General features: G+C 44.3%; 12 protein-coding genes and 4 tRNA genes. 9 read left to right on the plus strand and 7 right to left on the minus strand.

Annotated elements, in window-relative coordinates:
• Window positions 1-185 precede the first annotated feature (185 nt).
• The 4 genes from L2740_RS20635 to L2740_RS20650 all read right to left on the minus strand — a co-directional run bounded on the left by L2740_RS20635 (window position 186) and on the right by L2740_RS20650 (window position 618).
• Window positions 186-262: transfer RNA gene (locus L2740_RS20635), tRNA-Pro, on the minus strand.
• A gap of 58 nt (window positions 263-320) precedes the next feature.
• Window positions 321-397, minus strand: a tRNA-Pro gene (locus tag L2740_RS20640).
• Window positions 398-428: 31 nt separating this feature from the next.
• A tRNA-His gene (locus tag L2740_RS20645) sits at window positions 429-504 on the minus strand.
• 37 nt (window positions 505-541) lie between these two features.
• Window positions 542-618: transfer RNA gene (locus tag L2740_RS20650), tRNA-Arg, on the minus strand.
• A 228-nt stretch (window positions 619-846) separates the two neighbouring features.
• On the opposite strand from L2740_RS20650, the gene L2740_RS20655 reads away from it, so the two are divergent.
• On the plus strand, window positions 847-3,486 hold the full coding sequence (locus L2740_RS20655; RefSeq protein ID WP_248951923.1) for a bifunctional diguanylate cyclase/phosphodiesterase: 2,640 nt from the start codon (window positions 847-849) through the stop codon (window positions 3,484-3,486).
• 35 nt (window positions 3,487-3,521) lie between these two features.
• On the opposite strand, the gene rep is transcribed toward L2740_RS20655, so the two are convergent.
• Window positions 3,522-5,537, minus strand: coding sequence for a DNA helicase Rep (gene rep / locus L2740_RS20660; protein WP_248951924.1), 2,016 nt, complete (start codon window positions 5,535-5,537; stop codon window positions 3,522-3,524).
• 196 nt (window positions 5,538-5,733) lie between these two features.
• On the opposite strand from rep, the gene L2740_RS20665 reads away from it, so the two are divergent.
• The 4 genes from L2740_RS20665 to ubiK all read left to right on the plus strand — a co-directional run bounded on the left by L2740_RS20665 (window position 5,734) and on the right by ubiK (window position 11,007).
• Window positions 5,734-6,345, plus strand: coding sequence for a TetR/AcrR family transcriptional regulator (locus L2740_RS20665; RefSeq protein ID WP_248951925.1), 612 nt, complete (start codon window positions 5,734-5,736; stop codon window positions 6,343-6,345).
• A 15-nt stretch (window positions 6,346-6,360) separates the two neighbouring features.
• A complete protein-coding gene (locus tag L2740_RS20670) occupies window positions 6,361-7,479 on the plus strand; it encodes an efflux RND transporter periplasmic adaptor subunit (protein WP_248951926.1) in 1,119 nt (372 codons plus the stop codon).
• A gap of 14 nt (window positions 7,480-7,493) precedes the next feature.
• Window positions 7,494-10,592, plus strand: coding sequence for a multidrug efflux RND transporter permease subunit (locus tag L2740_RS20675; RefSeq protein ID WP_248951927.1), 3,099 nt, complete (start codon window positions 7,494-7,496; stop codon window positions 10,590-10,592).
• Between the two features lie 160 nt (window positions 10,593-10,752).
• Window positions 10,753-11,007, plus strand: a complete 255-nt coding sequence (ubiK, locus tag L2740_RS20680) for a ubiquinone biosynthesis accessory factor UbiK (protein ID WP_202286714.1) — start codon at window positions 10,753-10,755, stop codon at window positions 11,005-11,007.
• A gap of 92 nt (window positions 11,008-11,099) precedes the next feature.
• On the opposite strand, the gene L2740_RS20685 is transcribed toward ubiK, so the two are convergent.
• Complete coding sequence (locus L2740_RS20685) at window positions 11,100-11,963, minus strand: DUF417 family protein (protein WP_248951928.1); 864 nt, start codon at window positions 11,961-11,963, stop codon at window positions 11,100-11,102.
• A 176-nt stretch (window positions 11,964-12,139) separates the two neighbouring features.
• Between L2740_RS20685 and L2740_RS20690 the strand changes: the two genes are divergently transcribed.
• The 4 genes from L2740_RS20690 to L2740_RS20705 all read left to right on the plus strand — a co-directional run bounded on the left by L2740_RS20690 (window position 12,140) and on the right by L2740_RS20705 (window position 17,432).
• Window positions 12,140-12,952: a phosphatase PAP2 family protein gene (locus L2740_RS20690; RefSeq protein WP_248951929.1), complete on the plus strand. Its 813-nt coding sequence runs from the start codon at window positions 12,140-12,142 to the stop codon at window positions 12,950-12,952.
• 93 nt (window positions 12,953-13,045) lie between these two features.
• A complete protein-coding gene (locus L2740_RS20695; RefSeq protein WP_248951930.1) occupies window positions 13,046-13,522 on the plus strand; it encodes an Lrp/AsnC family transcriptional regulator in 477 nt (158 codons plus the stop codon).
• A gap of 344 nt (window positions 13,523-13,866) precedes the next feature.
• A complete protein-coding gene (locus L2740_RS20700) occupies window positions 13,867-15,222 on the plus strand; it encodes a sodium-dependent transporter (protein ID WP_248951931.1) in 1,356 nt (451 codons plus the stop codon).
• A gap of 224 nt (window positions 15,223-15,446) precedes the next feature.
• Window positions 15,447-17,432 carry a TonB-dependent copper receptor gene (locus tag L2740_RS20705; RefSeq protein ID WP_420833551.1) on the plus strand — a complete coding sequence of 662 codons (1,986 nt, stop codon included), beginning with the start codon at window positions 15,447-15,449 and terminating at the stop codon, window positions 17,430-17,432.
• Between the two features lie 107 nt (window positions 17,433-17,539).
• Here the strand turns inward: L2740_RS20705 and L2740_RS20710 are convergent, their stop codons facing one another.
• Entirely contained in the window at window positions 17,540-18,676 is a 1,137-nt protein-coding gene (locus L2740_RS20710; RefSeq protein ID WP_248951933.1) for a pyridoxal-phosphate-dependent aminotransferase family protein, read from the minus strand.
• Window positions 18,677-18,866 lie beyond the last annotated feature (190 nt).

Raw genomic sequence — 18,866 nt, forward strand, 5'->3', positions numbered from 1 at the left:
CATGGTTTCATAAAAGACAGGAGTCGAATCCTTTACCAGTTTTTAGAAACAAAAAAGCCTCTAGATTGCTCTAGAGACTTAATGTAAATGTGGTCGCATGACGAAAGAGTGAGGATTCGAATCCTCAACGATATATTCCAGATACAAAAAAGCCTCTAGATTTCTCTAGAGGCTTCATGTAAAAGTGGTCGGTGATAGAGGATTCGAACCTCTGACCCTCTGGTCCCAAACCAGATGCGCTACCGGGCTGCGCTAATCACCGAAAATCTTTTGTCTTACTTAACTTGCTAAATATCGAGTAAACTCGCTATTTTAAAATGTGGTCGGTGATAGAGGATTCGAACCTCTGACCCTCTGGTCCCAAACCAGATGCGCTACCGGGCTGCGCTAATCACCGAGTCTTTACAACATTTAAAGCTTTAGGAAAATGGGGTGACTGATGGGGTTCGAACCCACGACAACCGGAATCACAATCCGGGACTCTACCAACTGAGCTACAATCACCACTGATATTTCCTACTAACAAGCCCCGTTTCCATTCTGGTGCACCCAGAAGGATTCGAACCCTCGGCCTCACCCTCCGGAGGGGTGCGCTCTATCCAGCTGAGCTATGGGTGCCTTGCCTTGTTAGCGGGGCATATAGTAGGTGCAAATTGCCCTGCCGTCTACACTTGTTTTGCTTTTTTTACTGATTTAGTGTGCGTTCGCTCAAGATTTGAGTCGTTTGTACACTTTTTTGTCACTCAGTGTCAAAATTATGACTTGGATGAGCTCAGTTTTCATGCTATCAATATGGATTAGCCCAAATCCTAATCAAATTAAAACAATAGCGATTGGCGGAACACCATGTTTAGGGAAGAAACATCTCAGTCAAAAACCACGCTGAGGTTACATAAAAGGATTGCTCGCTTAAAAGCATTGGCTCTTAAGTATAAACGAGCGGAAATAACGCAGAACGCTTTGTTAGAGATCTCTAACTTCGCAGCCAGTGTTACCACACCAAAAGAATTCTATTCATCACTGCATAAGTCAGTCAATGAACTGATCCCGGCCGACAACTTTTTTATTGCTACGCTAAACTCCAGCAACGGCAAACTTGAAGTACCTTTTTTTCTCGATGAGAAAGACGCCCATCCAGACGATTGCTACCCAGATGAAGATTTATCTGAAACCCTATATAGCGGATTAACTGGCTACGTACTCAGAACAGAGCAAACATTGATCTGTAATGACCAAACATATCAGCAGCTAGCCAAGTCAAAAGCCATTAGCCTGCGCGGTAGCACTTGCCACCAATGGATAGGCACACCAATAAAAAGTGCCGACCAAACGATAGGCGTATTGGTATTTCAAAGCTACAGCCCGAATGTTGTCTACTCTGAAATAGAAATAGAGTTAATGAACTTCATTAGCCACCACATCTCAGGGGTGATTCAGCGTTTAGACAACCAAGAGCAACTTGAGCAAGCAATTGACACTCGCACTAAAGAACTGAGCATCGCTTATAACAAACTAAAACAAGAAGTCTATGAGCGTCGTAGAGCGGAACGTTTACAAAAGTCATTATTTGAAATAGCCGATCTGGCCAACTCTAATATCGACAATCAACAATTTTACAGTGAGATCCACCGGGTGATTAGCCACCTTCTGCCGGTGAACAATTGTTTTATTTCGTTATTAAACGAACAGCGTAATACTCTGACCTTCCCTTACTTTGTATCGCAATTTGATCTAGAGCCGCCAAAGTCGCGCCCGTTAAGCGATGGTCTAACCGAATATATTTTACTTAACCATAAGCCTCGATTACTCGAAAAAGCCGACATTAACGCGCTTATCGCATCTGGTGAGCTCTATAAGGCTGCGCCAGAGTTAAATGACACTAAAGAGATCAATCAGTGGATTGCAGTGCCATTATTTATCCACGGTCAGGTTAGTGGTGCATTAACCATATACAGCTATAGCTTTAGCCAGACTTACCAAGAGAAAGATCTCGAACTACTGACTTTTGTTTCACAGCATATCGCCACAGCAATCGAGAAAAAGCTTTCCGCTGAATCGCTCAAGCTCAGTTATGAGCAACTAGAAGATAAAGTAAACCAGCGCACCCAAGCCCTAGCCGATGCGAATAACGATTTAGAAAAAGAGATAAGCCAACGCAAACGTATTGAACGTCAGTTAGTCCACGATGCTAAGCACGATAACTTAACTGGCCTACCAAATCGCTCAATGTTTATGGAGCGCTTAACCCAAGCTATTAAACATGTGCGTCGCCATACGCTAAATCGATTCGCAGTATTGTTTATCGACATGGACCGCTTCAAGCTACTCAACGATACCTTAGGCCATTTGGAAGGGGACAGATTTCTAATTGAAACCGCCAAGCGCCTCAAACTATGTATTAGAAGCAACGATATGCTTGCCAGACTCGGGGGCGATGAATTTGTCATCTTGCTTGATTCGATTAGTGACTCTCAAGATGCTGAAGATGTAGCAGAAAGAGTATTGGCTGAGCTATCTAGACCTTATCAACTCGCAAACCAGCAGTTTAACTCAAGTGGTAGTATCGGAATTTCCATGAGTGGCCAAAACCGCTCAGACACTAGCGAGTCGATTTTACGTGATGCCGATACCGCAATGTACCAAGCTAAGTCACAAGGTAAAGGCTGCTTTGTTATTTTCAATAATGACGTTAATAAGCAACAAATCACCGATATCAAACTTGAAAACGAGCTCAAATCAGCAATCAGTGATAAACAATTGCAAATTAGCTACCTGCCGATTATGGCGTTAAACACTGAAAAAGTTGTCGCGCTTGAGCCAAGGCTGTTCTGGCATCACCCGACGCTCGGCAAGATAAAACAAGAGCAGCTAAATAATATTGCCGATCATTGCAATATGATCATTGAACTTGATAACTATATGCTCGAGATGGTCAATAACAGCTTTCATACAATGCAAAGCATTTATGATGATGAGTTAAAACTTCATTTATCAATCTCAAGCCAGCATCTAAATCATAAATATGCGCTACGCGCCTTTAAAAACAGACTTAAGCAATTTCAGTTTGATAGCAGCAAGGCCACACTATTTTTCAATGAAAAGGCCTTTGTTCAAAACACCAATAACCATATCTGTGCTTTTGAAAGCTTAAGCCCACTTAACATAAAACTCGGTATTGAAGGTTACGGCAGTGCTCACAGTGCGATTAGCAGTCTGACATTTTTGCCCATAGATGCGTTAAAACTCGACTCTAGCTATTGTAGCCACCTTGAAAATAGCCAACATCTAAAACTGGTAAAAGCTTATTTTAGTGCCGCTCAGGCGATGGAAATAGCAGTGTTTGCAGTAGGAGTTAATACTGCGCCGCAACTACAAGTGCTGCAAAATATAGGCTTTGAGGTTGGCCAAGGGATTGTGCTGGGTGAGGTTATTGAATGCTCTACCGCAGTAAAAGCGGATAAAATCGTTAATCAAGCGTGCGCATAGCGCCTCCTATACACACGCTTTAAAATAGTCTGCAGCTACTTATTCTTAAACATATCTCTTAAGTTCGCGATATTAGAGCGTCCGGACTGCTGCATTTGCTCAGCACTTTGCACTGGCTTACGGTTTTCCCAGATCAAATCATCCTGAGGTAACTCCATCAAGAAACGGCTTGGCTCACAACGGATGGTTTCACCAAACTGACGGCGTTCACGGCAAATAACAAACCACAGCTCTTTTTGCGCTCGGGTGATCCCCACATAAGCTAAGCGGCGCTCTTCATCTACGTTGTCCTCATCAATACTGCTTTGATGCGGCAAGATACGCTCTTCTGCGCCCACCATAAACACATAGGGGAACTCCAAACCTTTCGATGCATGCAAGGTCATCAGCTGCACCTGATCGCCGCCCTCGTCTTCACTATTGCGCTCCATCATGTCGCGCAACGTTAAACGAGTCACCACTTCAGGCAACGTCATCCCCTCATCTAAATCGTCGCCTTGCAGCATTTCAGTCACCCAACGATATAGTTCAGAAATGTTCTTCATGCGCATTTCTGCCGCTTTGGCGCTCGTACTGGTTTCGTACAAGTAGTCTTCGTAGTTAATGTTACGAATTAACTGCTTTACCGCGTCAACGGGGTCGCCACGTTCAGCTAAATCACCGGTTTCAACCACAAAGCGGCCAAACTTATACAAGCTCGCCATCGCCGCCGGCGGTAACTCATGGTTTAAATCCGCTTCAAAAATTGCCGCAAACATGGAGATCTGTTTTTGGTTAGCAAAGTTACCTAAACGCTCAAGTGTTGCCGGACCGATACCACGCTTTGGTAAGTTAACGATGCGCAAAAAGGCATTATCGTCATCCGGATTCACGATTAACCGCAGATAAGCCATGATGTCTTTAATTTCTGCACGGCCAAAGAAAGACGTACCACCACTGAGCTTATAGGGAATACGGTTGGTCATTAGCGCTCTTTCAAGCAAGCGTGACTGATGGTTACCACGATACAAAATCGCGTAATCACCGTAGCTAGTCCGACCCACGAATTTATGGCGGATCATCTCTGCTACCACACGTTCGGCTTCTTGCTCTTCGTTAGCAGCAATTAATACCCGAATAGGTTCACCGTATGCTAGCTCACTGAACAAGGCCTTTTCATAAACGTGAGGGTTATTGGCAATCAATATATTGGCAGCGCGCAAAATTCGCTGACTCGAGCGGTAATTCTGTTCCAGCTTGATCAACTTCAGCTTAGGGAAATCTTTACCAAGCAATACAAGATTTTGCGGTTTAGCACCACGCCATGAGTAAATAGACTGGTCATCATCACCAACTACGGTAAAACGCGCGCGCTCACCCACCAGCAACTTAACCATTTCATATTGGCTGGTATTGGTGTCTTGATACTCATCCACCAGCATATATTGAATACGGGTTTGCCAACGGGTTCTTACTTCTTCATTTTGACGAAGTAATAATGTTGGCAGCAAAATCAAGTCATCAAAATCCAGCGCATTGTAGGCTTTCATATGTTGAGCATAACGCTGATATAACAGTGCAAACAGTTGCTGCTGTTCATCTTTAGCAATTTTTCGCGCATGCTCTGGGATCACCAAATCACCTTTCCAATTTGAAATGGTGGTCGCTAACAGCCTTAGCAGATCTTTATCTTCATCGAGCTCATCTTGGGTCAGCTCTTTAAGCAATGCTAAGGTATCTTGGTCGTCAAACAGTGAAAAACCAGGCTTTAAGCCAACAACTTTATGCTCACGCTTAATGATCTCAAGCCCGAGAGTATGAAAAGTCGAGATCCACAGCCCACGCGCTTCTTTACGTCCCATAGACTGCGACACACGCTCTTTCATCTCGCGTGCAGCTTTATTGGTAAAAGTAACGGCAGCGATATTGCGCGCCTTATAGCCACACTTTTCCACCAGATAAGCAATTTTATTAATAATTACTCTGGTCTTGCCACTACCAGCACCCGCAAGTACTAAGCAAGGACCGCTTACATAGTGAACGGCATCATTTTGTCCGGGATTGAGCTTCATGGATACGTTAAAACCAAGATATTAAGGAAGGCATTAAAAGACGAATGATAGCAGAAACCCGATTACGATCGGAAAAGTTATCGACAATATCTCGCAGTCAAAATTTTTCTTCTATATTTATCATTTAGTAAGACTCAAAAACGACATATTCATTCGTCAGACTACTTGCCATTAATTTATACAGACACTACACTCAATGAATGAACGTTCATTCACTTTCGATCTTATTATGCACAGCAAACGCAATCTAATACTGCGCGCAGCAGAAAAAATTATCGCCTCCGGTGGTATTCAAGGCTTGTCGATGCAGCTTGTTGCCAAAGAAGCAGGCGTTGCCGCAGGCACCATTTATCGCTACTTCAAAGACAAAGACGATCTGATTTTAGAACTTAGAAAAGATGTACTCGCTCAAGTAGCGAGTGCCATTTTAGAAGATCACCATGTAGGCACCCTAGAACAGCGCTTTAAACGTATATGGATGAAAATGCATAACTACGGCAAGCAGCCTTCGCCTGCCAATCTAAGTTACGAGCAATACGCCCACCTTCCAGAAAGTAATACCGATGAAATTCGCGCACTCGAAATGAAGTTGTTTGAGCCACTACACCGCCTATTTGAAGAAGGATTAGCACAAGGCAGCATTCAGCCTTTGCATCCACGCGCACTCTACGCGGTAGCAATGGAGCCATCAATGACAATGGCTCGCGCCATGAGGCGCGGTCTTATCGAGTACGACGAAAAAGATATCACGCTTGCTTGCGATTTATGCTGGCGAGCTATTTATATTCCAACCACACCGACAAACTAAAGGAGTTATCAGGACATGAAAAAGTGGACCCTGGTGATGATCATCATCGCAGTACTGGCCTTCGGCTCAGTCATTGGCTTTAATCTGTTTATTAAAGGAAAAATTGCCGATGCAATTGCCAACATGCCAGAAGCTGTGGCTCCAGTAACAGCCATTGATGTTAAACAAAGTACTTGGCAGCCAACCATTAATGCAATTGGCTTTGTCGAACCAAATCAAGGTGTGACGATTTCAAACGAATTGGCAGGTATCGTGTCGGCTATTCGTTTTGAAAACGGTAGCGAAATTAAGTCAGGGCAAATGCTCATTGAGTTAGACTCAAAAGTAGAAAAAGCCAACCTTAAGAGTAAACAAGTACAGCTACCTGCAGCAGAAGCTGACTTTAAGCGCCTAAGTAAACTGTATAAGCAAAACTCAGTATCGAAACAAGATCTTGATAACAGCCAGTCTAAGTACCTTGCTTTAATGGCTGACATTGAAAGCCTAAGCGCGACAATCGATCGTCGTGAAATTAAAGCGCCGTTTGCAGGCTTAGTCGGTATTCGAAACGTCAACTTAGGTGAATACTTACAATCGGGTACCGATATCGTGCGTCTAGAAGATATCAGCACCATGAAGATCCGCTTTACCATCCCGCAAACTCAGTTACCTCGTATTGCGACAGGCCAAAAAGTACATGTTTATGTTGATGCCTACCCAACCGAGCCTTTTGAAGGCGTGATCTCAGCAATTGAGCCAGCGGTATTTTACCAAAGCGGGCTAATTCAAGTACAAGCGCAGATCCCTAATACTGAAGCTAAGCTACGTAGCGGTATGTTCGCCAAAGTCGACATTCAATTACCAGAGCTAACTGAGCAAGTTGTGCTGCCGCAAACGGCAATCAGCTTTACCCTTTACGGCGACTCTGTTTACCTAATTGAAGAAACGACAGAAGATGGCGAGCAAGTAAAACGCGTTAAACAAATCAACGTCACTGTACTAGAGCGCGATGAACTCAACGCCTTAGTCAGCGGTGATATTAAAGCGGGTGATAGCGTAGTGACCTCAGGCCAAGTTCGCTTAAGTAATAACAGTAAAGTCAAAGTGACTGAGGATGATGCATTAACGCCTCCAGCCACATTGCCACAGCTGTAAGCGGAGGTTAGCCAATGCGCTTTACTGATATATTTATCCGCAGGCCGGTACTTGCCGCCTCAATCAGCTTTCTGATTTTGCTACTAGGCTTTTATGCACTTAAAAGCATGCAAGTACGCGAATATCCTGAAATGACCAATACAGTAGTAACGGTAACCACCAGCTACTACGGTGCTGATTCAAACTTAATTCAAGGCTTTATTACTCAACCTTTAGAGCAAGCCCTAGCCCAAGCTGACAACGTTGACTTTATGACGTCAGACAGCTTTTTGGGTAGCTCTAAAATCTCTGTGTATATGAAGCTTAATACCGATCCCAACGGCGCTTTGGCTGATATTCTGGCCAAGGTGAACTCAGTGCGATCACAGCTACCAAAAGAGGCTGAAGATCCCACTGTTGAGATGTCTACCGGCGCACAAACTTCTGCACTTTATATATCGTTTTATAGTGATCAAATTAACTCGAGCCAGATCACCGACTACCTAGAACGTGTGGTTAAGCCTGAGTTATTCACTATCGATGGTGTTGCCAAAGTTAACCTCTACGGCGGCATTAAATACGCCATGCGTATATGGTTAGATCCGGCTCGCATGGGTGCGTTTAATCTATCTGCCACTGATGTAATGAACGTGCTTCAGGCCAACAACTATCAATCAGCCGTAGGGCAAACTAACAACACTTTTACCCTGTTAAACGGCACCGCTGATACTCAAGTGGCAACCGTTGCAGAGCTCAAAAAGTTAGTGATTGGCAGTAAAAATGGCTTAGTGATCCGTCTTGGCGATATAGCAACAGTTAACTTAGAAAAGAGCCACGATGTATACCGCGCTCTAGCTGATGGCCAAGAGGCTGTCGTGGTTGGCCTAGATGTAACTCCAACTGCTAACCCACTTGTCGTTGCTGCTGACGCAAGAGCCATGATGCCGCAAATTGAGCGTAACTTACCAATCTCAATGAAGGCGCGCGTGCTTTATGACTCATCACTGGCGATTGATGAATCAATTAACGAAGTAATCAAGACCATTGGCGAAGCAGCGTTAATCGTTATTGTGGTTATTACCCTGTTCTTAGGTTCGTTCCGAGCAGTGATTATTCCGATTGTCACCATTCCACTGTCGCTTGTTGGTGTTGCCGTTATCATGCAGATGTTCGGTTTTACTCTAAACCTGATGACGCTGCTGGCAATGGTGCTTGCTATTGGTCTGGTGGTGGATGACGCCATCGTAGTAGTAGAGAACGTCGACAGACATATCAAACTAGGTGAGACGCCATTTAGAGCAGCTATTATTGGTACCCGTGAAATTGCTGTTCCGGTCATTTCAATGACCATCACACTGGCAGCGGTATATGCACCAATCGCACTAATGGGTGGTATCACAGGTTCATTGTTTAAAGAGTTCGCCTTAACCCTTGCGGGTGCAGTGTTTATCTCAGGTATTGTGGCACTAACCCTATCACCTATGATGTGCTCAAAAATCCTTAAAGCACATTCAGAGCCGAACCGTTTTGAGCGCGGCGTTGAAAACTTCTTAGAAGGGTTAACTAGCCGCTACAATCGCATGCTTACTGCGGTACTCGATAAGCGTCCTGTAGTGATTGCTTTTGCGTTTATCGTATTTGCTTCTTTACCTATCTTATTTAGCTTTATTCCCTCAGAGCTGGCACCGAATGAAGATAAGAGCGTGGTAATGATGATGGGGACGGCACCATCGAGCGCTAACCTAGATTATGTGCAAGCTAATATGACATTAGTCACCGACATGATCAGCGCTCAGCCAGAAGCTGCAGCTTCATTGGCCTTTGTTGGTGTGCCTAACGCTAACCAAGCTTTTGGTATTGCGCCACTCGTGCCTTGGAGCGAACGCGACAAGAGCCAAAAGCAGATGCAGGAGTTCTTTGGTAAAGAAGTGAAAAACGTACCAGGCATGGCTGTAACTACCTTCCAAATGCCCGAGCTACCGGGCGCTTCAAGTGGTCTACCTATCCAGTTTGTTATCACTAGCTCAAGTTCATTTGAGAGCTTGTTCCAAATTGGTTCTGGCGTACTAGAAAAAGTGCAGCAAAGTCCGCTGTTTGTATACTCAGAAGTAAACTTAAAGTTCGACTCAGGTTCGATGAAGATCCATATTAAGCGTGACGTTGCCGGTGCATACGGCATCACCATGCAAGATATCGGTCTGACACTTACCACCATGATGAGCGATGGCTACGTCAACCGTATCAACTTAGACGGTCGCTCCTATGAGGTGATCCCACAAGTTGAGCGTAAACTGCGCGCCAATCCAGAAGCACTAGCGGGCTATTACCTAACAGCAGCTGATGGTCGCTCTATTCCATTGTCTAGTCTTGTTGATGTAGAGATCATCTCTGAGCCACGCTCATTGCCTCACTTCAACCAGATGAATGCGATTACCGTTGGTGGTGTTGCAGCCCCAGGTGTTGCCATTGGTGACGCTATCGCATTTTTGAAAAACATTGGTGATAACGAGCTACCAAAAGGCTACAGCTATGACTTCTTAGGTGAAGCACGTCAATACGTTACTGAAGGCTCAGCGCTATACGCAACCTTCGCACTAGCGTTAGCAATTATCTTCTTGGTACTGGCAAGTCAGTTTGAAAGCCTTAAAGATCCTTTGGTTATCTTGGTGTCAGTACCACTCGCTATCAGTGGTGCTTTGGTTGCCTTGGGCTGGACCCATGTATTTGGCTTATCGTCGATGAACATCTACACCCAGGTTGGCTTAATTACCTTGGTAGGCCTTATCACTAAGCACGGAATCCTGATGTGCGAAGTGGCTAAAGAGGAGCAGCTACATAATGCCTTGAGCAAAATGGACGCTATTAAGCACGCTGCGACGATTCGATTACGTCCAATCTTAATGACCACTGCGGCAATGATAGCTGGTCTAATTCCACTGCTATTTGCGTCAGGTGCAGGTGCCGTTGCACGCTTTAATATCGGCCTAGTGATTGTATCGGGTCTAGCAATTGGTACCGTATTTACCCTGTTCGTTCTACCAGTAATTTACACCTACTTGGCAGAAAAACATGAACCTCTTCCTGTATTTGATGAAACATTAAATACGCAAGAGAACAAAGCTTCCCACGCTTAACTTGTAAACCAAAGCAAAAGCCTGCAGTAATGCAGGCTTTTTATTGGGGTGTTACTTATCTAATTTTGCTTTATACCAATGGCGATTATTTTGGCAATACTGATAGCCTAAGGTACAATCAAAACATACACAGCATTATGCACTTGAGCGGATACAGACAATGATTAACCCGAAAAAAATTGAAGAAGTCGCTAAGCAATTAAGCGAAAACCTTCCTAGTGGATTAAAGCAATTCGCAGGCGAATTCGAAGAGCGTAGCAAGCAAGTATTGCAAAATCAGCTACAAAAGTTAGATGTAGTATCTCGCGAAGAGTTTGAAGTGCAGCAACATGTTTTAATCAAAACACGTGAAAAATTAGAAGCATTACAAGCGCAAGTCGATGCGCTTGAAGCTAAGTTAAACGCAGCAGACTAATTTAAATCAGTTGTTACGTTTCATAAAAAAGAGCAGCTAATACTGAGTGTATTAGCTGCTCTTTTAGTATTTATACTATTGTAGCCCAGTCGTTAACAATCCCCGCAAAAACTACTCTCAAATACTCTAGCAGCCAAAATGATGCTACATGCCAGCAAAGCGAGATCTTTAACAATAAACTGACCGCTACCCGTTAGCATTGCAAAACCCTGACTCGTTTCATAAGCTGGCAGCGTAATCACAAATGTTTGTGTAGCGGCAAAAGTCAGTGCCGCAATAGCTAGCCCCACAAGATAAGCTTTTTTAGACCAAGGTAATAACGCGATACCTATAACCGCTATCAGCTCTACAACACCGATAAAGTAAGAGCCGTGTAATACGCTAAACACGTCGTAAATCCAACTAAATAGCGGACTAGTGCGCATCAAGCCTTCAATGCCATCAGCCTCATATTGGGTGAACTTCATACCGCCAATCCATAACATCACTAGCAATATTCCGGCTAACATTAGCTTGGCAGCAAGCTCGTTAATCATTTTGTTACCGCTGTAAAATGAACTAATAAACAAGGCTAAACCAACAATCCCTAGGTACTTAATCAATCCTTGCCCAGCACCGATAGCCGGAAATCCGCCTAAACTATCGAGCCAAACAGGATGAGTAAACATCATCAGCAAAGGCACTGTCGCTAACCCTGCGTAGAGGTAAAGCAGCACTTTCGAAACGCGCTTTTGTGGCGCAATAAGCGCGGCTGCTACCAGTAGTTGCACCAAGCCTAATAACGGTGCCAACCAAGGCAGTACAGGCAAGCCGACCTCGAGTAACTGCTTATTAAAATAACTGGCATCTGCGGCACTAAATCGCGGCATAGCAGTCAGTAGCAAAAAGCTGGCGAGTAAAACTCGTGCAACTACTAGACTACTAATAACAGATAATGGGTTTATTATTTTTGGCATGTAAGGCTCCTATTTTTTGCAGTAGACCTGCAAAATGACTAAAGCCTTTCATCCAGTTAAGTATTCGATGAAATAAGATTAATTTATGCTTCATGCGCAGGGGCTAGAATGCAGCAGCTTTGACCGCTAGGCTCTTCATAGCCATTTTAATTTGTCCCAAACACGCCGAGGCTTTTTTGAATAACCTAGACATTAATAACCGTAATCCATTAACGCCTCAACACAGCAAAGCCATTTCTATCATTGCTTGGGCGGTATTAATCATATTTCCCGCCACGATTTACCTTACAAATAACAGTTTGTTTCCCAGCATAGCTCTCGACTCCTGGCTATCCACGGCGCTTTATTGGCTCACAAGTACTGGCACAGCCCCTTATGGTATTATCACTGGCTTAGTCATTCTGGCTGTTTGCTACCGCAGTATGAGTAACGCCCTGTTTCTTAAATTGGTTTTAGCCGTTTCAATTAGCATGGCAGCCACATTAAGCCTTAACCATTTTCTCAAACCGCACTTTGCCGAACCTCGCCCTAATGCAGCTTTGCTAGAGCAAGAATACTTACTTAATACTGCTGATTTTTATCAACACAACAAAACAGAAAAAAGGCAGATTATTGGTATTGCTATCAACCAACTTGATATTGCTCGCCCAGATCTAAAACTTAGCGATGCGATTAAAGGTCATTGGCAACATGAAGTGGGTTATGCGTTTCCGTCGGGGCACACCCTATTTGCAGTAACTCTGGCTTTAGTGGTTAGCTTCTATTTGCTGTTAGCTGGCAATATTGCTCTACCAGTGTTGTTGTTTAGCTGGGCCCTTGTAATGGGGTTTAGCCGGATGCTACTAGGAATGCATTGGCCACAAGATGTGCTAGCATCAACAGCAATAGGCGGCGCAATCGCAGCACTAAGTATTTATATTAGCCAGTTTGCTTACGCGAAATGGTCTGAGGTTTTTAGCAAAACAATCGAGGCCACCAGCAGACGTTAAGCTAGAGCGAAGCCTAGGCGCAGACTGACTTGCGCTTAGCTTGATTTCCGGTATTCTGCCTGCCATAAAATAAATAACAAGCGAGGCCCATTGATGGCTGAATTGCAATTAGACAAAATTGACCTGCACATCCTTAAACTAATGCAGCAGCATGGTAAATTGTCCAATCAAGAATTAGCAGAAAAAGTAGGGCTGTCTCCATCTCCTTGTTCAAGAAGGGTAAAATCACTGGAAGAATCTGGTTATATTACCGGTTACGCTACCCTGCTTAGCGCTGAACATTTTAATCTTGCCCTCACCGCTTACATTCAGATCCGCCTAGAGAAACACTCAACCGAGATCCTTGATGCCTTTGAAGAAAAAATTAGCAGTTACGATGAAGTGCAAGAGTGTAGCTTACTCACTGGTAGCGATGCTGATTACCAAATTAAAGTGCTAGTGAGCGATATGAAACACTTCAAGGTGTTTTTACTCGATAAACTCACTACCAATGATCATATTGCTGGGGTACGCTCAAGCTTTGTGCTTAAACAGGTTAAAAGTCAAACCAGTATTCCACTCCCCCTGTAAATGGCCTCAAAGTATAAATCTCAATCTAAGTATGCTCAGCGGCAGAACCTGCCGCTATCCCAGCCGTTGTAACTCTTTACGACTATAATTTGTGCATTCGCTCGCATTTTTGTCTTTAAAGCCATAATGATTTTATTGCGCACAGCAACTTACAAAACCGGCGTAACGCAGAAAAACACTAACAATAATCAATTTAAAGAATATTTAATGCATCACCAAGCAGGTTAACGATAAAACATAGCTTTAAAGTTAATTTAAGTAGAATTTTAAAGCGTTGACCTAGCGTTTTAAACCACTAATATGCGCGCTCTTAGTTGATCAAGATAGTCAGAAAGAGAGCTCAAATGAGTACAGTAAAACAAGGGCACTTTAGCTCAAAAATAGGCTTTATCATGGCCGCCGCAGGCTCTGCTGTTGGTGTCGGTAATATTTGGGGTTTCCCAACTCAAGCTGCAACTCATGGTGGCGGCGCTTTCTTGCTGGTTTATCTGTTTCTGATCTTAGTACTCGGCTACCCAATGTTAATGGCCGAATTAATGATTGGTCGCCACGGCCAAACCAACCCTGCAGATGCCATGGCTAAAGTCGCCAACACGCCGCTAAGCAAGAAAATTGGTAAGGCTATTGGCTTTATTTCTATCATTACCGCCACATTGATCTGTACTTTCTACAGTATTTTATCTGGTTGGTTTGTTAGTTTTGCTATTGCGCCAATTGCCGAGATCAGTGGCCAAACACAAGCGGCGAATTGGTTAATGGACTTTAGCTTGTCACGTAATCTAGTGTTTACCCTAATCTTTATCGCTATGGTAATTTTAGTGATCCGCCAAGGCGTGCAAAAAGGTATCGAGCGTTGGTCGAAACGTTTAATGCCTATGCTATTGCTGATCTTAGTCGCTGGCGTGGTTTATATTTTAACTCAACCCGGGGCAATGCAAGGTTTAGAGGTATTACTGGTACCTGATTTTTCACGGGTATTTGATGCCGATGTATTAATTGGCGCACTAGGGCAGACCTTCTTCTCGCTAACTATTGGTACCGCAGCCATGATGGTTTATGGCGCGTATTTAAGCCAAAAAGAGGACCTAGCTAAGCTAACCGCCTACGTGACCTTAACCGATACATCTGTGGCATTTTTAGCAGCATTAATGGTGATCCCAGCCATGTATGTGGCGCAGCATAACGGCGTACAAATTTTTGCAGAAGATGGCAGCTTACTTAACTCTGATACCTTAGTGTTTACTGTACTACCTGCACTATTCGATACCATTGGCGGTGTGAGCCAATACCTATTAGCGATTGTGTTCTTTATCTTAATGACTATTGCTGGTTTAACTTCTGCAATCTCAATTGTTGAGGTGCCCACCAGCTACTTAGTTGAGAAAACTAACTTAAGCCGCGACAAAGCCACCTTGCTTGTAGGCAGCTTAATCGCAGCGCTATCTATAATTGTGGTGTTTAATTTCGATAGTCTATTCGGCTTTATGATCACCTTAACCACTGAGCGTGCACAACCACTAATCGCACTAGGAATTGCTATTTTCTTAGGCTGGGTTTGGAACAGAAACCAGTTAATCACAACGATTAGTCAGCAAGAAGGTGCTAACACTAACAGCCTATTCTGGAAGGTATGGCCTTGGTATGTGAAGTACATCTGTCCACTTTTAATCATCATGATTATTGTGCAGCTAATTAGCTAGGCGATGCTTAAATAATAAGTGTTCTAACAACAAGTTTTTTTAGCCAAAAGGGACGAATTGATCGTCCCTTTTTCATGTCATCGAAACGAGTCGCTGTGAGCATAAATAGTGAAGCGAGTCACACCCACCTGTGACCCTTTGTCGCACCTTGGGACAAATTGGTTTGTCATCTTTATAAAGCCCTGTACAACGGGCAAAAAATAAATAACGACAGTGATACCATGATGAACAAGAAAACTATTTTGACGATTCCTTTCGTCACCCTAGGATTAATCTCCTTGCCGTGTTTAGCAAACGATTCAGCCACTGACGAAAATAAATCGCAATCTGTTGAGCGCATTGTCGTCACTGGTGAGCTAATGAAAGATCCTACCAAAACCTACACAGATCCTAAAAAGCCGCGTTTGCCTTTACCCGCTTACGATGGCGCTGGATTTTTAAAGACCATTCCAGGTTTTAGTATTGGCCGTAAAGGCGGCGCCGGTGGCGATCCTAGCTTGCGTGGTTTAGGCGGTTCGCGTTTAAGCATTGTTGATGATGGTCAACACGTTGCGGGAACTTGTGGCGGACGTATGGATCCACCAACAGCCTATATTTATCCAGAAGCCTACGACAACATTACCGTGATTAAGGGGCCACAAACCGTTAAGTACGGCCCGGTCGGCAGCGCTGGTACTGTGCTATTTGAAAAAGACCGTCATAGCTTTGATGAGGCGGGACTCGATGGTCGCGCCAGCATGACCGCTGGCAGCTTTGGCCGTACCGATTATTTAGTTGAGCTCAAAGCGGGTGACGAAAAACACTACTTCGATATGGATGTAAACCAATCCTCTAGCGACCATTACAAAGATGGTGACGGCAACAAGGTGCAATCAAGCTACGACCGCTCTAACTACAACTTTGCGCTAGGTTGGACCCCTACTGAACAGACGGTTTTAGAGCTAGCTTATGGTAGTTCTTCAGGTGAAGCAGAATATGCCGACCGCGCCAATAAAGCCCGCGAAATTAGCAATGAAAACTATACCTTTTTACTGCAGCATGAGTTTGAAAGTGATTGGCTAAACAGTATTGAGCTGCAAGCCTATAGCAATAAAAACGACCATATAATGGATCAGTTTGACCAAGGGGTAAATTCAGGCACTAACGTTAGACGCGCCACCCAAGGTGGGCATTTATGGCTCGGCTTTACTTTGGCCAGCGACTGGACATTAACCGCTGGTGTTGACCACATGGACAGCACACATGATGGCCGCAGCATTAACCCAGCTATAGATAACGGTCTCGACGATCTGCTCAACAAGCCGTTCAAAGACAATATGCGCTACCAAACTAGCGGCTTATTTGTCGAATCTACTTATGAATTATCCCACGGGCAATTACTTGCCGGCGCACGTTATGATCACTGGAAAACAGAGCTTATGGTTGGCCAACAAGGCGAGCGAAACGATGACTTGTTCAGTGGTTACGGTCGCTATGAGTTAACGTCAGGTAACAGCCAATACTACGCAGGTATCGGCCACGCGCAACGTATCCCAGATTATTGGGAAATCATGAAAGCTGATGTGAATAATCCAAGCCAGAAAGCTTTTGATTTAGCACCAGAGAAAACCACTCAGCTTGATATCGGTTGGATCTATGAAGCGGATATCGCTATCTCTACCTCACTGTTTTACGGTGAAATTCGCGATTACATCTTAATTGATGCCAACACAGATAAAACCAGTGCTTACAACATTGATGCGACAGTTTATGGCGGTGAAATCGCCGCAACCATTCCACTTACTGAGCACTTCTCAACGCAAACAAGCGTTAGCTATAGCCATGGCGATAACGACACTGCAGGCACACCGCTAGGGCAAATTCCACCGCTTGAGGGACGTATTACCTTAGATTATCAATACAACCAATGGGCAGCGGGTTTACTTTGGCGTCTGGTGGCGGCTCAAGATCGCGTAGCTATTGGTGAGGGCAATATTTCAGGCCAAGACTTAGCAGAAAGCAGCGGCTTTGGTACGCTGTCATTCAATGCGAGTTGGAAGCACAACGATGCCTTACTGGTTAGCTTTGGCGTTGAGAACCTATTTGATATTACCTATGCCGAGCACATTAGCCGTTCAGGTGCCGGTAACGATATTCCGGGAAGCGAACCAACATTTCAAGTTAATGAACCTGGCCGCACTGCTTGGGTAAAAGTTGATTACACTTTCTAATACTAATTGGTATAAGCAGCTATTTTAACTAAAAAAGTCCGCTCAACTGAGCGGACTTTTTTATTTTCCAATGAACAACTAACATTTAGCAGCTCATGCCGAGCTAGCTAAGCCAACACTTCTTCCAGTGCTTTCAAGCATAAGGCAACATTTTCACGACGAGCACCGTAACCCATCAAGCCAATACGCCAAGCTTTGCCTGCCAGTGCGCCAAGGCCGGCACCTATTTCAAGATTATAGTTCTCTAGCAGTTGTTTACGGATCTTGGCATCGTCAATCCCTTCTGGAATATACACTGCATTTAGCTGAGGTAAACGGTCGGCCTCGGTCACCACAAAACGTAGCCCTAGGCGCTGCAACCCATGACGCAATACTTGGTGCATATCAGCATGGCGCTGCCAAGCAAGCTCTAGCCCTTCAGCAGCTAATAAACGTAGAGATTCATGTAAGGCATAAAGCGCATTTACAGGTGCAGTATGGTGATAACTGCGCTTGCCATCGCTCGATGCATCCCAGTAACCCATCACTAACGTTTGATCTAAAAACCAGCTCTGCACCGGTGTTTGACGTGCTTTTAGCTTCTCAACCGCAGCTGGTGAGAATGACACCGGAGACAAACCCGGCACGCAAGACAAACACTTTTGACTACCTGAATAAATTGCGTCGATGCCCCACTCATCTACTCTGAGTTCTACGCCGCCTAATGAAGTCACCGCATCGACAATAGATAAACAATCGTGTTGCTTAGCTAAGGCGCAAAGCGCTTTAGCATCAGATAATGCACCTGTTGAGGTTTCGGCATGAACAAATGCCAAGAATTTTGCATCAGGATTGGCAACCAATGCACTCGCAACAAGATCAGCGTCTACCGCCTCGCCCCATTCATTATCAACCACAACCGCAATACCGCCAACCCGCTCAACGTTTTGGCGCATACGTTCACCAAACACCCCGTTGCGGCACACAATGACTTTTTCACCGGGCTCAACCAAATTAACAAAACAGGTTTCCATGCCTGCACTGCCCGGCGCAGACACCGCTAATGTCATCTCATTAGTGGTTTGAAAAGCGTATTGAATAAGCGACTTAAGCTCATCCATCATACCCACAAATAACGGGTCTAAATGACCGATTGTCGGCTTAGATTGGGCGGCTAATACTTCAGGGTACACATCTGATGGTCCCGGCCCCATTAAAATACGACGCGGTGGTGAAAATGGCTCAATAAAAGGTGCGGGTAACATGATTCTTCCTCTAAAACTTGGCGATTTAATAAGGTTAAGGTTTGACTGATGCCATACTGCTATAACGAAAATACCGTTAAGCCCCTACGTGTAGTCAGTCTTTAGTGGAATATTATTATTGTTCTATCTCTATCAGAATTATTCGCTGAGCGCTTAAAAAAGCGACTTAGCAACCATACTACAGAAAAAG

Source organism: Shewanella pneumatophori (genome assembly GCF_023283895.1).
In the GTDB taxonomy this organism is placed as follows: domain Bacteria; phylum Pseudomonadota; class Gammaproteobacteria; order Enterobacterales; family Shewanellaceae; genus Shewanella; species Shewanella pneumatophori.

Coding starts and splice junctions, on each gene's coding strand:
- L2740_RS20655 (WP_248951923.1), top strand. CDS start 847: ATGTTTAGGGAAGAAACATCTCAGTCAAAAACCACGCTGAGGTTACAT.
- rep (WP_248951924.1), bottom strand. CDS start 5,537: ATGAAGCTCAATCCCGGACAAAATGATGCCGTTCACTATGTAAGCGGT.
- L2740_RS20665 (WP_248951925.1), top strand. CDS start 5,734: ATGAATGAACGTTCATTCACTTTCGATCTTATTATGCACAGCAAACGC.
- L2740_RS20670 (WP_248951926.1), top strand. CDS start 6,361: ATGAAAAAGTGGACCCTGGTGATGATCATCATCGCAGTACTGGCCTTC.
- L2740_RS20675 (WP_248951927.1), top strand. CDS start 7,494: ATGCGCTTTACTGATATATTTATCCGCAGGCCGGTACTTGCCGCCTCA.
- ubiK (WP_202286714.1), top strand. CDS start 10,753: ATGATTAACCCGAAAAAAATTGAAGAAGTCGCTAAGCAATTAAGCGAA.
- L2740_RS20685 (WP_248951928.1), bottom strand. CDS start 11,963: ATGCCAAAAATAATAAACCCATTATCTGTTATTAGTAGTCTAGTAGTT.
- L2740_RS20695 (WP_248951930.1), top strand. CDS start 13,046: ATGGCTGAATTGCAATTAGACAAAATTGACCTGCACATCCTTAAACTA.
- L2740_RS20700 (WP_248951931.1), top strand. CDS start 13,867: ATGAGTACAGTAAAACAAGGGCACTTTAGCTCAAAAATAGGCTTTATC.
- L2740_RS20705 (WP_420833551.1), top strand. CDS start 15,447: ATGAACAAGAAAACTATTTTGACGATTCCTTTCGTCACCCTAGGATTA.
- L2740_RS20710 (WP_248951933.1), bottom strand. CDS start 18,676: ATGTTACCCGCACCTTTTATTGAGCCATTTTCACCACCGCGTCGTATT.